The organism is Nostoc sp. UHCC 0251, from assembly GCF_034932245.1.
Classification (GTDB): domain Bacteria; phylum Cyanobacteriota; class Cyanobacteriia; order Cyanobacteriales; family Nostocaceae; genus Nostoc.
Genome location: NZ_JAYGHD010000385.1, coordinates 1 through 14,517, shown reverse-complemented (window position 1 = coordinate 14,517; position 14,517 = coordinate 1). Strand labels below are relative to the sequence as shown.

The 14,517-nt window shown below is 42.4% G+C and carries 16 protein-coding genes and 1 tRNA gene; 12 read left to right on the top strand and 5 right to left on the bottom strand.

All coding sequences use genetic code 11. The annotated features are described in order from the left end of the window. Positions 1-110: 110 nt before the first annotated feature. From VB740_RS32255 to VB740_RS32205, 11 genes are all read left to right on the top strand, one after another. Positions 111-416 (top strand): glucose-6-phosphate dehydrogenase, encoded by a 306-nt coding sequence (locus tag VB740_RS32255; protein ID WP_323203900.1) that lies wholly within the window; start codon positions 111-113, stop codon positions 414-416. 19 nt (positions 417-435) lie between these two features. Next, a complete protein-coding gene (locus tag VB740_RS32250) occupies positions 436-3,267 on the top strand; it encodes a hypothetical protein (RefSeq protein WP_323203899.1) in 2,832 nt (943 codons plus the stop codon). Continuing rightward, a complete protein-coding gene (locus VB740_RS32245; RefSeq protein WP_323203898.1) occupies positions 3,267-4,085 on the top strand; it encodes a hypothetical protein in 819 nt (272 codons plus the stop codon). The genes VB740_RS32250 and VB740_RS32245 overlap by 1 nt, the downstream gene beginning before the upstream one ends. Before the next feature lie 118 nt (positions 4,086-4,203). Next, on the top strand, positions 4,204-4,743 hold the full coding sequence (locus VB740_RS32240) for a hypothetical protein (RefSeq protein WP_323203897.1): 540 nt from the start codon (positions 4,204-4,206) through the stop codon (positions 4,741-4,743). After that, complete coding sequence (locus VB740_RS32235; RefSeq protein WP_323203896.1) at positions 4,743-4,961, top strand: hypothetical protein; 219 nt, start codon at positions 4,743-4,745, stop codon at positions 4,959-4,961. Before VB740_RS32240 ends, VB740_RS32235 begins: the two co-directional genes overlap by 1 nt. After that, complete coding sequence (locus tag VB740_RS32230; protein ID WP_323203895.1) at positions 4,945-5,448, top strand: hypothetical protein; 504 nt, start codon at positions 4,945-4,947, stop codon at positions 5,446-5,448. Before VB740_RS32235 ends, VB740_RS32230 begins: the two co-directional genes overlap by 17 nt. Further along, entirely contained in the window at positions 5,445-5,789 is a 345-nt protein-coding gene (locus tag VB740_RS32225) for a hypothetical protein (RefSeq protein ID WP_323203894.1), read from the top strand. The genes VB740_RS32230 and VB740_RS32225 overlap by 4 nt, the downstream gene beginning before the upstream one ends. Positions 5,790-5,791: 2 nt before the next feature. After that, complete coding sequence (locus VB740_RS32220; RefSeq protein ID WP_323203893.1) at positions 5,792-6,109, top strand: hypothetical protein; 318 nt, start codon at positions 5,792-5,794, stop codon at positions 6,107-6,109. Next, a complete protein-coding gene (locus VB740_RS32215; RefSeq protein ID WP_323203892.1) occupies positions 6,109-6,420 on the top strand; it encodes a hypothetical protein in 312 nt (103 codons plus the stop codon). The genes VB740_RS32220 and VB740_RS32215 overlap by 1 nt, the downstream gene beginning before the upstream one ends. 1 nt (position 6,421) lies before the next feature. Beyond that, on the top strand, positions 6,422-6,871 hold the full coding sequence (locus tag VB740_RS32210; RefSeq protein WP_323203891.1) for a hypothetical protein: 450 nt from the start codon (positions 6,422-6,424) through the stop codon (positions 6,869-6,871). Between the two features lie 12 nt (positions 6,872-6,883). After that, a complete protein-coding gene (locus VB740_RS32205; protein ID WP_323203890.1) occupies positions 6,884-7,315 on the top strand; it encodes a hypothetical protein in 432 nt (143 codons plus the stop codon). Positions 7,316-7,566: 251 nt separating this feature from the next. Here the strand turns inward: VB740_RS32205 and VB740_RS32200 are convergent. From VB740_RS32200 to glcD, 5 genes are all read right to left on the bottom strand, one after another. After that, positions 7,567-7,638 (bottom strand) — tRNA-Lys (locus VB740_RS32200). Between the two features lie 62 nt (positions 7,639-7,700). Beyond that, on the bottom strand, positions 7,701-9,950 hold the full coding sequence (locus tag VB740_RS32195) for a GAF domain-containing protein (protein WP_323203889.1): 2,250 nt from the start codon (positions 9,948-9,950) through the stop codon (positions 7,701-7,703). Between the two features lie 488 nt (positions 9,951-10,438). Beyond that, a complete protein-coding gene (locus VB740_RS32190; RefSeq protein WP_323203888.1) occupies positions 10,439-11,002 on the bottom strand; it encodes a hypothetical protein in 564 nt (187 codons plus the stop codon). Beyond that, positions 11,002-12,240: a glycoside hydrolase family 10 protein gene (locus VB740_RS32185; RefSeq protein ID WP_323203887.1), complete on the bottom strand. Its 1,239-nt coding sequence runs from the start codon at positions 12,238-12,240 to the stop codon at positions 11,002-11,004. The genes VB740_RS32190 and VB740_RS32185 overlap by 1 nt, the downstream gene beginning before the upstream one ends. 332 nt (positions 12,241-12,572) lie before the next feature. After that, positions 12,573-14,045 (bottom strand): glycolate oxidase subunit GlcD, encoded by a 1,473-nt coding sequence (gene glcD / locus VB740_RS32180; protein ID WP_323203886.1) that lies wholly within the window; start codon positions 14,043-14,045, stop codon positions 12,573-12,575. A 258-nt stretch (positions 14,046-14,303) separates the two neighbouring features. On the opposite strand from glcD, the gene VB740_RS32175 reads away from it, so the two are divergent. After that, on the top strand, positions 14,304-14,477 hold the full coding sequence (locus VB740_RS32175; RefSeq protein WP_323203885.1) for a hypothetical protein: 174 nt from the start codon (positions 14,304-14,306) through the stop codon (positions 14,475-14,477). The last annotated feature ends 40 nt before the right edge of the window (positions 14,478-14,517 follow it).

The following is a 14,517-nucleotide window of genomic DNA, read 5'->3' as shown; positions in this document are numbered from 1 at the left end:
AGGCTTTTGCGTCCTCAGTGAATGTTCTTGTTTTACATAAAAGTGGAACATTTACTTATTTTTGATTGGCTAATAAAACAGGAGAGTAACTATTTACAAATCTCCTCAGAATGACAGCAATTAATTTAGCCACAGATATTCCATCTCAGATCGATACTGTAGAAAAACTCGCTGCATGGTGCGCTGGTATACTTTTTGCGAATTTCCCTGATATGACAGTGATTGAAGGCGTCGGTTACAGCGAACGCGCAGCGCAAGTAGGAGAATTTTGGGTAGCAGCAGATTTAAAAACACGCAAAATTGTACGGCTATCGCTTCATGTATCCGCCGACCATTTATCTGGCAGCGGCAAGCCGTGGACATTTGTCCAGCCATTAGGTAACACTGCTATCCCCGCTGCCTTCAAGGCAAATTAAGCATAATTGGTGAGTCAGTATGGAAAATCCACGCCAATTTGCTTCACTTGATGCCAGCGATGCGGCGTTACATGGCTCCCTCACGAATCGCCCTGCTAGTGGTGTTGCTGCTGGCGATCCGATCGACTTCGAGGCTATCAGCGCTCGTGTTAGGTATGAGCGAACGCTACCAAATTATGAATACAAAGAAAGCGCTGGAGAAATCGCGGATAGACTGGCAAGACAGTCCGCCGCTGAACAGCGAATAAGGGCTGAAACAGCCGAAACGAACGAACGCAACAGATTACTACTAGAACATGAACAAAGACAGCGAAACGAACTCAGAAACCGGATTAGCACTGGTGAACCGGCAGACGTGGAAGTATCGCAACCACGACGCGAGTCGCCACTTTCTCAAATACAACGATCAACACCGGAGCGTCAACCCGTACCATCAAAAGCTAGTCCGCCGCCTACGCTAAAAGGAACGGCTGCAAGGGCATCAGCAATTGTAGAGCCGACTGCAACGCCTGCACCAGCGGCATTAAAAGAAGCGATCGCCAATACGCTTGGTGGTGCCGCAAATGCGTTACCACGGTCGTTACCACAAGCAGCGGGAAGGCTTGTTATCCCAGGGGTGCAAGCAGGACTAACACTCGGTAGCAGACTTATCGCGGGTCAGCCAGTATCTCAAGCGGTAGCAGCTACGGCAGGTACTGTAGTAGGTGGTTACGTCGGACTTGTTGTAGGTAACGCGTTATTACCAGGATTAGGTGGGGTAGTTGGTTCCATGATTGGTGGTTGGGCGGGTAGCTTGTTCTCTGATAGTTTTTTTAGGCAACAGTTACCACGCGCTGCGGAAATACCCGAACCTGTTCCCGGTATGTCTAAGCTCGCCAGTGGACAACTCAGCGGAACACTTTACAATGTATCCGTCGTCAAAACGAACGCTCAGGGTGGCGTTGTAGAGGGTAGATATTTTCCAAGCGAGGTTGGAAGGATCGATGGAATTCTAGAACAACAGGTTGATGCAACGAGTTATAGAGCATTCCTGATAACGAACAATGGAAATACAGCACACGATCTTGGTACGTCTACGTCAAGATGGACGCAAATTAGCATTGTTCGCACAGATGGAGTGATAGACGTAATGCCGTCGCCTGTCATCCCAGCACCACCACCGGACAACAGACCGGGGTATTTTAACGAATCACCATTAAATCCTAACAACATCATCCCAACGGGTACACCACAGCAAGGACAACCAAAGTATCAAAGACGTGATGTAGCACCAACGCTACCGGGAAACAACCTGCCAAATAGTAATTCGCCATACTTTCCCGGACACGGTGGACTAGCACCATCTTTCCTACCAAACCCCACACAAACGCCTTCCAATGGCGGTGCAATGCTGCCGATGATGCAGCCGCAAAGACAGCTTTTGCCGTTCGCGGAACCCGACGAAATACCATTACCACGATTAGCGCCAAAAAGCGGGGTTACGGTAACAGAGTACCCTGCAACGGTTGTGCCAATTGAATACGCACAAATCACGCCGTCATCCAGCACGGGTGTTACCGTGACCGCGAGTGAAGGTAGTAATGCATTAGGGCAGTACGTACCAGCAGGTAGTTTAATTCCTGAAATCACTGGGCAACTCCCATCTAATGCACCACAAATTGGAAAAGCACAACCTGTTAGTGATGCTTTGTCACCAACGCCAAAATTCTTGTCGCAACCGATCAGCAAAACCCCTACCGAACTCTCTAACGACAAAACCAAAGAAGCACTAGAGCAGCAGAAGAAAGACTTTGATGATCAGATAAAACGCTTAACGGCAATTGCTACTGCGATCGCGGCATTAACACCAGCAATAAATGGCATACCAGATGCGATCGCAAAATCTCCCGCCGTACAAGCTGCAAATAAAGAAACTACCCAAGGCGCTGTATGTGAAATCGCTCAACCTGGGAAATGTTTAGGGGACGCTTTAGACAATTCTGCTAATAAAGTTAATCAAAATAATAATCAAAATACCGCCAATATTTTAGACAAAATTAATGCTGGTGCAAATGCGGCACAATTAGCACTTTTGGAATTGATGAATACAAAGCTTGGTGATTTAATTCCAGGCGGTATCTCAGGTAAATTGCAGAGGCTTAGTTCATGGATGCATCTTGATAGAGTCCTGAATGTTTTGATTTGGTGGCAGACTCTCCATAATGCCTATATGCTCTCTGCTAATTTGGGACAAACATTAACTAGTGCTATATCAAATGTTCTAGCAGCAATAGGAATTAAAGATGCTGAGGGCAGCCCACTAGAAATTGGTGAGATTTTAGGAAATCAATTTGATTCTTTAGCTAAATCTGTAATTGGCGAGAGTGAATGGGGAGGGATTAAAGCTGAATACAAAAAATGGAATCGGATTTATCAAGCTGCTGCCAACTTAATGAATTCAATTCAATCAATTGGGTATTCTATTTTGAGCGCTTTAGAAGTTGTTGGTTCATGGGTTGCTGTAATTGGTAATGGACTGCGTAAATGGGGTGAGGTTGGTGAAAACGCTTATAGGTGGATGAACCCTACACCCAACTTTCAAAATAAGTTCTTTACTGCTTTAGAAACAACAGAAAACGTGGTCAGTCAAATTGATAGCGTTGCTTCTGAAGTCTTGAGCGTTCAAGATACGGTTACTCAAATTGGAACCCAAAAAACTGAATTTCTCAAAGCATTGGGTCAAGAGCCAGAGGGCAAGCAAGGCACTACGCCACCAGAAGCAACACAAGTTAAAGCTTCTTCTGATGCTTCTAAATTAGTTAGTGCTACAGGATTAGCTATCTCAGATGAAGATAAAGAGGCTGACGAATAATGCCATTACCAGAAGGTTTTGACGAGTGGGAAAACCTCCAAGATATTGTTCGGCTCGAACACAATAAAGCGGTTAAAGCTTACTTCAAAAATCAGCCAGATGATGATGTTAGCAATCCTAAGCCCAGACTCAAGCATTCTTGTTTAATGAAGGATTCAGATACCTCAACCATGACTCTCATGCGGATGTGGTTGTTTGAGATTACTTGTGGTCATGCTCAAGCACTACAGCGACCTGTTTATGGCATTCCTTGGTATGAGATTCAATCAGAGCGCACCTTCAAGCCACAGGTCAAACTTTATTTTTTAGAGCCATATAATTTTAATCTTCATGGTGATGGTACACCTCAAGCTGAAGCTGAAATCACGTTTCGGTTGATGAATGAAAGCTCTGAAACTATTAGTAGAACTAATGCAGAATCACTGGCTAGAACCATAAAAAATGTCTTTGCTACCCCTTTATTCGTATGGAATAAAGGTCACTTCAAATGCACCTATTCAGACAAAGAACGTGGTTACGAGTTGAAGTTACTAGTTACGAGTAAAGCCGAAGGTGAACGGATCATAAGAGCAGTCCTTGATATCCAAAGCCACCCCTTCGACCGCGATTACCTGCAATACATCGACAATGACCGCCTTTACCCCGCAAACCCAGGTACACACCGAGTTTACGGCAGGCAGGTGAAAAAATTCGCTCGTAGAAGAATTACAGACGTAAAGTTCAGATTTGCCCAGCTACTCGTTTGGGGCAAACAAAATCCGATTAATTTGGTAGCTGTATCTGGCAGTCGGTTAAGAAGTGTTATCGAGCGAGTATAAGCCAAATCGTGCCAAAAATTTAACGGACAACATTATGCTATCCGGCTGGGAATAACAACCTGTAAAGCCTGCTAAGACTGAATCACAGGCAACAATAAACACCTAAAGATATCTCCGTATGGGAAGACGCAAAAGCGCACGACAAATTGAGCGAGATTTAGCTTACGCCAAGGCAAGAGAAGCTTATAATCCACCTCTTCGAGAAGATGGAGCCGCGACACAACGCCGCCCTAAAACAGCAGTAAAATATGCTGTTCTTTCTCCCCTAGCTACAGCTAGTTCTGCTTTTACAATTCAAGCATCCAGTTCTGGAATCCAGTTTTTTGGGGGAATCACTGCTTTAGGACTAGAAGTACAAGGAACAGACCCCCGCGAACCACGGGGATTTAGACCGGCTCAAGTTCGAGCTATGGTATCTGATACATCTCCTGCTACCGTTCGGGCTAAAGGCTCTAATCGCCCCTACACTCGTTACGGCAGGGGCAACCGCGACAGCAACGCACAATACAATTATTCCGCTCCTGTGACTGCTGATACTCCTACAGCACTCGATACTAGGGTTAAAGCAATATTTACCGCTATCAAGCCAAGCTTAGGCGGTGAGTATGGCCGTGTTTGGTTTGAGGCTGAATTGTATCCTTTAAGCGCTAGCGGCTAATGATTAACCTTTCTACTCCTGCTGTTTGGTATCCAGGACAATCGGATGTAGATTTCAAGGAAGAAGTTAGCCGGATGATGTCGCGGGCTTACATGACCCGCGACTTTCTCCAAGGCACTATTGCACCAGATCAACTTCTTGATTTCCTTGATGATGAAGGGTTTGACATTTTTGAACTAGCTGAAGATTGGGGGTTGGGGGATGGGGTTAGTAGTTGACCTCACCACAGTTGGAGCTTGGGAACTAACTTATTACCAAAAGCATACTGGTAATTTACAAAACCGAAGAATTAGAGCGCCTCTGCTTGAGCCAATCGAGTTACCTTACCTCACCGATAAACACATCTTTTTGGTTGGAGCAACATCACTCAAAGCTAAACCTAGCTGGTTGAGGGCTGGTTACTTTTACCAGCAAATTGACGGCATCCACATCAACGACACTTTAATTTTTGAAGGGTTGGGACAAGTCCCTACTACGGAGGTAGATTATACCCGTCGTCTAATTAAACTCAATGCCATTGAATTGGTTATATTTCCCAAAATTACCAACGATTACCGCTTACGGTTTGAAGCTCTGCCGTGGATTGAGGAAATTACCCTTGGGGTTTGGGAATACGTTGGAACAGAATCAGACTCAACTGAAGACTTGATTCAATCAGTTAGAGCAAAACTAGAAACTCTTGAATTCAAAATTGATAGTTTATGACGACATTAAGTTACACCGCATTAGCTGAAAAGTTGCCCGCTGGCTCAGTTGAATTTGTTGGAAATAACCAAGTCAAACTTAATTTGAGTTTGGCGACAGATTCAGGCGCAGCCCTTACTTTAGGTTCTTCCTGCGTTAAAGGCATTGTAAAGCTAATGCAAGCGCTATCCGCTTTGACTGAGCAAGTAAATGAAGCGAGGATTAACGCTAACCTGCCGCCGATTCAATTTGCATCACAGCAAATAACAGGTACGCCAGAAGCACCGGAATTTGAATTTACAGTGCGCGTCAAGGTTGATACCGCGTTATTCGTTGATAACCTTGATGACCCCACTGATTAATTATGATTAATAATTCCTCTAACACAATTGAAGTTGCTAAATTTAGTAACTGCATTCATGGGGATAAAGCTTTAACAGGCAATGTTGGCGATACAGTTCTCAATGCCAATAGCAACAGAGAATATGCAGCTTTTATAAATAATTCCTCTTACGATATCACTTTGATTTTGGGTGATAAATCTAAAGGTGCTATCGGCAGAGGAATTGTTTTAAAACCCAGAGGAAGTTACGAAATAAATCAGTCCAATCTTTATGTCGGTAAGGTTTCGGCTATTTCTGCTAATAATTGCAAATTAATTTTTACAGAGTGTACTGAATAATGGCTCTATATAATCCTCCTTCGGTTACTGTTACCGAGTCAACTAGTGGAACCTCAACGCCTACCACTGTTGCTTCTAGTGCTACTAGCGTAGTGATTTTAGCTGCGAATTCCAACCGCAAAGGTGCAACAATTTGGAACGATAGCACTGCTAATTTATTTATTGAATTTGGCGCAACCGCAGCGACAAACGCCTTTACTGCCAAACTATTAGCAGGCGGATATTATGAAGTGCCATTTCATTACACTGGCGTAATTAGTGGTATTTGGTCTGTTGCCAATGGGAATGCTTTAGTTAGAGAGCTAACTTAAAATGCCTTTGTCCAATCCAGTATTTTCAGAATTATTGCTTCCCACTAATTTTACTCATTGGCATGACGAAAGTTTCGTGGAAGCAGGTGGACAGATAAAAACTGATACAAATGCTGCACTGGCTTATGCAGCCGAAATTTACCAAAACCCAGCGGCACTTAATGATAGCTTTAGCTTTCGGAAGTTACTAGCAGCAGGAAATTACAGCCTGTCTGTGCTAACTGTAAAGTCGAATAATGTCGGGAAAATGAAACTTGAAATCAACGGCAACTTAGCTTTTGATGACATGGATTTGTACAGTTCTTCCCTTATCGTCAACTCAGTACTTCAGAGAACTATTACCATCCCTAACGATGGACTACATTATTTCAAGTTCACCGTGTTTACAAAAAATGCAGCATCGAGCAATTATTTTTTCTCTGGCCGCAAAATGTGGGCTAGGAAAATATAATTTTCTAAATAAATGACTACTAATTCATCAACAATAGCTATTACTAGCTCTAGTAACTCTCCGGGTATAACACTAACTTTAGAAAGCACTGGAATATTTTTAGGAATTCTTGTTAGTGCTTCTGTTCTTGCTGGTGTAGCTGTTACCGTCATTAGCAAGATGAATCGAATTTCAAACTCAATTATTCAAATTGAAAAAGCTCTCGAAGAACAAGTAAGAAATGCTGAAAAAATTCGTGAGATTGACAGGACACTAGCTTTACATATTCAAGAGTATGTAAACCGCAAAGACGTTATCCAAATGCTTTTAGGGCAGCTGAACGAAAAGATTGACCACAAGTTCAAGAGGGTATTGTTTTACACGAGGGATATCCAACGGTTTCTTCAGCGTGATACTGATTTTAATATCCGCGAATACGAGGAAACGACTCAGGCAGACGAATAACTCACTGGGGATTCACTCTAGCAATTTAGGGTGCAGGGTTATCTTGCAGATAACTTGGAGTTAAGTCAGAGACAACTTACAGAGAGAGTGGATATTGCGATCGCAGTGTCCACCGGACTGTAAGCGTTTTTATTTAAATTAGTCAAAGCTTTAGTGTTGTTTACCCTTACTAGACAAGGCTTTGAGAGGTCGCCTCAAACTCAATTTAGTCAAGAATTAGGCAAGGGTAAATTTTGAAGGGCTGTAAGTAGTGGGTGACGAGGGAATCGAACCCGCAACCAATAGATTAAGAGTCTACTGCTCTACCGTTGAGCTAGTCACCCACACGAATAACTATAATAGCACAACTTCTGACAATTTAGCCAGTGTCGTGCCAAAAAAGTAATTAAAGCGGGAATTTGATGGTGAAGCTGGTTTGACCTGCTGCACTCTCTACATAAATTGAGCCGCCTAAATGTCTGACCATTTTCTGAACTAATGCTAATTCCAGTCCAGTGCCGCTATGTTTCCAAGGATCATGCTTGGAAAGGTGATAGAAAGGCTCAAATATCAGTGACAGTTCATTGTTGGTAAGCTCTAGTCCTGAATTGCTAATATTAAGCTCTACTGCGTCTGGTCTAAGGTGAGCAGAGACTGTGATGGTCTCACCTGCTGGGGTATATTTGCAGACATGGTTGAGTAGTTCGGTGATAATCCTCTCCATATCTGTGATATCTGTCTCTAAAAGCGGGAGTGCATGATCGATACTCAGGTTTAACTGCTGTCTCTGGCAGTTGGTAAGGTCTCGAAAAGACTCGACAATAGGGTAAAGCCAGCTTTGCAAGTCAATGGCAATCAACGTTGGGGGATCGGGTTCGGCTTCTAGATATGTAAGTGTAAGTAGATCGTTAATTAACTTGCTTTCTCGCGCACACTCGTTATGCAAAATCTGCAAGAGTTGTGGAACTATTTCTATATCTAATATTTCTGCTGGTGTGAGGACACTTTCGAGGGTTTGAACTGCAAGGCTGATGCTTGTTATTGGTGTCCGCAGTTCTTGGGATAGGTTTCTGAGAAATTGGTTTTTGAGCCGATCGCAATTTTCTAATTCTTTAACTTGTGCCTGGGTTTGTTGGTAAAGTTGAGCTTGACGAATGGCGATCGCACATTCATTTGCTACCTGCTGCACTAGCTCGATTTCAAATTCATCAAATGCCTCTTGTGTCGGTCTTGTCAACCAAATGTTTCCTAAAATCCCTTGAGTATCGAAAATTGGACAAGCCATCTGGGCGATAACTAACAGCTTTGGTTGCCATCCCGGCACAATTTCCAAAAAATGTAGAGGTTGTTTTTGCAACAAGGGTTGATAAATTTCCAGACGGTCTGCAATCTGTCTGGTCAATCCCTGACACGGGGGTAAGTTAGTGGTGTACTCGTAGGTAATAGTTACCAGGGTTTGGCAGCTGCTATAGAGTTCGATTTGGCAACGATCAAGGTTGAGTAACTCTGCTAATTCTTGGGTGAGAGTCTGCAATACCTGACTTTGATCCACGCTGTCGCGGATTTGTTCTGTCATGCGTTGCACCAGGGCTTCAAAGTTTCGCACCTGCTGCAACTGATTTTTATGCTTCTGTTTGTGCAACTCTAACTTTGCTTTGAGATCCTTAATCTGCTGACGAAGTTCTGCTTGTCTAGTAGCAATGCCGATTTGAGTTGCCAATTGTTTGAGTAAGTCAGTTTCTGTTTGCTGCCATTGACGCGGTTGCTGGCAATGCTGGGCAATCAATAGCCCCCACATATCTTGCTCTTTAAAAATCGGCACGACTAGATTGGCTCTCACCTGCAAAGATGTCAGAAAATCTATATGGCAAGGATGCAACCCGGCTGCATAAATATCCTCAACAACTTGAATGCAACCTCGCCCATAGTGTTCTCGATGTTTGCCACTTAAGCAGGGATCGGTGATGTTTTTTCCCAACAGTGGATCGCTTACAGCCACACTTGATTCGGCAATGATTACCCCACTGCCATCAGTCTCGAAGCGATAAATTAAGACGCGATCGCAATTCAAAAACTGCCGCAGTTCAATTGTAGTCTGATGCAGAATTGTCTCAAATTCTACAGATTGGTGAATCCGTCCGGCGATCGCTTCTAGCAGTTGCTCCCGTTCAACCTGAAGTCCGGCTGCTTGTTCTGCTTGCTTGATAGGGGTGATATTGCTACTAGTACCAATCAGCCGATAAATCCGGGAATTAGCATCCTTTAGTGGGGTAAGAGTCGTACTCCACCAAGTCGGAACTCCCTGGAATTGCAAACATTGTTCATAAGAAATAGTTTTGCCGAAGCGCACACATTCAGCATAATGTTGACGCACCTTAGCAGCATCGATGGGGGAGAGAATATCCTCTGGTTTTTTGCCCCGCAGATCATCTGAGCGAATGCCTATCCATCGCTCATGAGTAGGATTAAGTGCCACATATCGAAAATCTCCGTCCTCCAGAACATCAACTACAAATATTGATGCCTGCACAGAATCGTACATGCTCAGTAGAAACTGCTCACTACTACTTTTATCATCTACTTCTGTACCGAAGAGAATTTGAGGAGGCGATAATTTTGTCAACTCCATAGTTGATTCTGCTGGATTTATGTTCATGCGAGAGTCCCTTTCTGGTATTACTGACTCTTCTAGGCGCTCTCTTGTCGTTACGCTTGTAATAGATGCACTTTAGCGCCTATAGCAAAGTATTGTCAGCTGTTGCTCATCGAAATTTGGATCTTTCTCTACTTCTTGTCAGAAATCTAGGAAAGCTAAGTAGGAGTCAGCTTAACAAATCCTGCTTTTTGAAGGCGAAAATACATTTGCAGGTTAGGGCAAATTTAATAATTTTTGAACAGTTTTCCAAGATTTTTGCATATATTCAGGTGCAATTATCAAGTAATATCAATTAAATTTACAATTTTTAACAAACTTATGGGCGAGGGTAGGGGATGGGAAGATAAGATAGAAGATCAGAATAAAACTAAATTCCATCCTCACTACAAGATAGTTGCATGACTTTTGACTTCCGCGGCTCGACTGAGCTTCGCCGAACGTCCTTACGGTACTAGTCGGTCAATTTTCTTGTTGGCTGATTCTGTAACTCATGAGCGCAATTTGTGAGCATTTATTCCTGTGAGGATACCAACCAGCAGCCAAGTAATAGCTAATCCCATAACTTCGCCTAAGAATAACTGCATCAAGTGGCGTAAGAGCATTCCCACAGCAGAACCGACGGGGACAGCAATAGCCCAGCTTATTGAAGAGACAAATATCCATCGCCACGCTACAGGTTGGGGAATTGCTAACCATTGTGCCAATCCAATCCCCAAGCCGCCAAGTGCCCCATAAATTGCTCCAGATAGGATTCTCAGGGGAAGAATCTGAGTGCTAAATACAATCCAACCCACCGCACCAATACCAATAGCGGTGATGATACTCCAACCTAAAAGACTTGAAAAAATCCACCTAATACAAAATATAGGTTCTTTGAGAAGACAACCTTGAAAAAATGCGATCGCAAATCCGCCGATAGCCGCCTCTACTACTCCTACATCTGGCTTTTCACCAACTTCAACAAAGAGTAAACTCAATAAAAAACCGCCAAAAGTAGCGAAAGTCCAGAGCAATGTAAAGTTAAATCTAGTATTCTCAGGCGCGAATGGCATCAAAGTTTCTTTGGTTTTAATAGTCTGACAGTTTTAGCATTAAACATCTCAAAAAAAGCTTTACGTCGCTGTTGGGGTGATTCCGGTACAATGTAACCCCAGAGACTCTCCCAGTAGAAAAAGGAGATACCGTCAAAATTGCGATCGCGCACTACTTGAACCTGTTCTCTAATTTGCGCTATTCTCACAGGATTACGCATAGTTCCCGTTGATATCCCAATACCTACAGGAATTAGACTTCGAGTCAATTTTATAGATGGAAGTTCTAGTTGAGCGATAAAAGAGTTTTTGTCATTTCGATATACCTGCAAAATTAACTCATCAATTAAACCTTTTTTTACCCAATTTTCCCAATCTTGCAAATAGTATTTGTAGGCGAAAGCTTGATAATTAGGAGACAGAGATATTTTAACTTTGGGCTTAACTGCCTTTACAGCTTGATAGATTTCTGCCATGAAATCAGTAATTTTATCTGCCCGCCAACGCATCCATTCTGAGTTAAAAGGATCAGTTGGGGGACTTTTGCCTTGATGCTCTTGCTGGTAGAGTTCAATAGTGAAGCGATCGTAGCCGAACTGTACTGGCATCCCAAAATGATCGTCAAGCTGAATGCCATCTACATCGTAATCTCTGACTACCTCTAAAATTAGCTCTTGGATAAACTCTTGCACTTGTGGATGTAAAGGATTCAGCCAGGCCAACTTAGTTACTAAAATATTATCAAATTCTTCTGGTGGAGCATCTTGGGTAGATTTTATACCTTCTTGCCCAATTGTCAGCCAGTCGGGATAACGCATTGCTAATTGTGAATAATGCGGAGTCATAAACCCATATTCAAACCAAGGTATCACTCTCAAATCTTTATTTTTAGCAAGTGTTACTATCTTTGTTAAAACATCCTGTCCACCGTGCATGAAATTTAGCAAAGGTTGAGTATCTGAGCCTGTTGTCATTTTAGCTACAGCACTCTTGTAAAAAGTATGTCCTCGGTTCCAAACTACAGGATAAATTGTATTAAAGTTGAGAGCTGATAATTGGCTTATAGCACGGTTAATACCCCAAGGGACAAATAGTACACCACTAGCAACATTAGTAATCCAAACGCCGCGAATTTCTGTAGTTAAAGAACTTGTTTTTTGGGAATAAACTGGTAGTGAAGAGGGTGAAAAAACTGTTAAGGCGACTACTAATCCCAAACATAGCAAGTAAGAAATACAACGGCGAACAACCCGATTCATTTGTAAGCTTGACCTAGTGCGATCGGAATATATATAACTACAAAATAAAGTTATAATCCTCCGGATGATGTAAAGAAATGATGATTCAGAATGAAGGAGTCAGAAATCAGAATAGTTGCAATAATGTAGAGCCAATTTTGGTTATAAATATACTTAAGGATACCAAAACCTGATAAATTATGACTCCAAACTCCTTAACTCCTAACTCAATACGGTTCAAAGCGCTACTTGTACAAAATCGTGGGTTTTTAAGACGCGATAAATCGCCGTCTCTACAAGTGTTTTGGTTTGATCTGAACTGTATTGACTCCTGACTTCTGAATTCTTTCTTCTTAAAATCTTTCCACACCTTCAAATTGTTTAAGTGCCGATGCATTTGCTGCTTCACCACAAGTCCGTGGTGTGGGGAATATCTTTTCAGGATTTGCTAATCCTTTAGGATTAAAAACTTGCCGTACCCATTGCATAGTTTCTAAATCAAATTGGCTAAACATCTGTGGCATATAGCACTTTTTCTCTGCACCAATACCATGTTCGCCAGAAATACTACCACCAACTTGGACACAAAGTTTGAGAATTTCCCCCCCTAACTCTTCCACCTTCTCTAATGCTCCATGCACAGAATTATCATAAAGAATTAGGGGATGAAGATTGCCATCGCCAGCGTGAAAGACATTGGCCACACGATAACCGTATTGTTCGCTTAATGTCTCAATTTCATGTAGAACATAAGGCAACTGAGTCCGGGGAATAACACCATCTTGTACATAATAATCTGGGCTTAAATGTCCAGCGGCAGCAAAAGCCGCTTTGCGTCCTTTCCATAATTTTAATCTGGTTTCTGGGTCAGTAGCAGAAGTAACATTTCGCGCCCCATTCTTTTTACAAATTTCGATAATCCGCTGCTTATTTCCTGCAACTTCTACTTCTAAACCGTCAATTTCTATTAGTAAAATAGCAGTAGCATCGCGGGGATAACAATTAGTTGCAACAACATCTTCAACTGCATTAATGCTGAAGTTATCCATCATTTCCATACCACCAGGAATAATTCCGGCGCTGATGATGTCAGAAACAGTTTCCCCGGCAGCTTCAATGCTAGTGAAATCTGCCAACAACACACAAATCGATTCTGGACTTTTGAGAATTCGTAAAGTAATTTCTGTGGCAATTCCTAAAGTGCCTTCAGAACCAACAAAAACACCTGTCAAATCATAACCTGGCATTTCTGGGATTTGTCCGCCTAAATCGATAATTTCCCCTTCTGGTGTGACAATTTTTAACCCTAAAACATGGTTAGTAGTAACACCGTATTTGAGACAATGTACGCCACCAGAATTTTCGGCAATATTGCCCCCAATAGAGCAGATAATTTGACTGGAAGGGTCAGGAGCATAGTAAAATCCAGCACCACTAACAGCTTGTGTTACCCAACTATTAATCACCCCTGGTTGGACAACTGTCAACTGATTCTCTAAATCAATACTAAGAATTTGCCGCATTAAAGAAGTGACAATTAAAACAGAGTCTTTCACTGGCAAAGCGCCGCCAGATAGACCAGTACCAGAACCGCGTGCTATGAAGGGTATAGAGTATTGGTTGCATATCTTTACAATTTCCGCGACTTGTTCTGTCGTTCTGGGTAACAGCACCACAGAAGGACGTTCACGATAGGCAGTTAAACCATCGCATTCATAGGTAATGAGTTCCTCTCGGCGTTGTACCACACCATTTTTGCCAAGGACAGCCTCGAATGCTTTGAGAATGGGTTTCCAGTTGCGTTGTTTTTTATCTTGGGTAAGCATAGCTTCTTAAAGTTCAAGGTAGATGTTGCAGGCTGGTTAATATAGCTGTAATTACTATTGTTGCAAGAATAGCAGTCAAAAGTGAGTAAAAGCGATCGCTCTGGTCTTCTGCATTCAGTGTAATGTTATACCATCTTATTTTTCAGGCGACACATTTTTTGGTTCTCGTCTGTATGAATTTATTAGTAGGTAAACATTTTGAGGGGTTGCTGAGGAAGTTTGGGTTAAATTCATTAATGTGTTTGATAACGAAGCTATATGAATGAGAAACTGACTCAAAAAATTCAGAATGATTTTGATCGCATTGCTTTATATGACAAACAGGGATGGGATCATAATAATCACTATCACCATTTTCTACTCAAACAGTTTCCAAAGCAATGTAAAACCGTCTTAGATATAGGTTGTGGAACAGGTGTGCGATTCGTTTAACCTAAATGAGTAGAAATACTCAAGGACGGTTAGCGTGGTT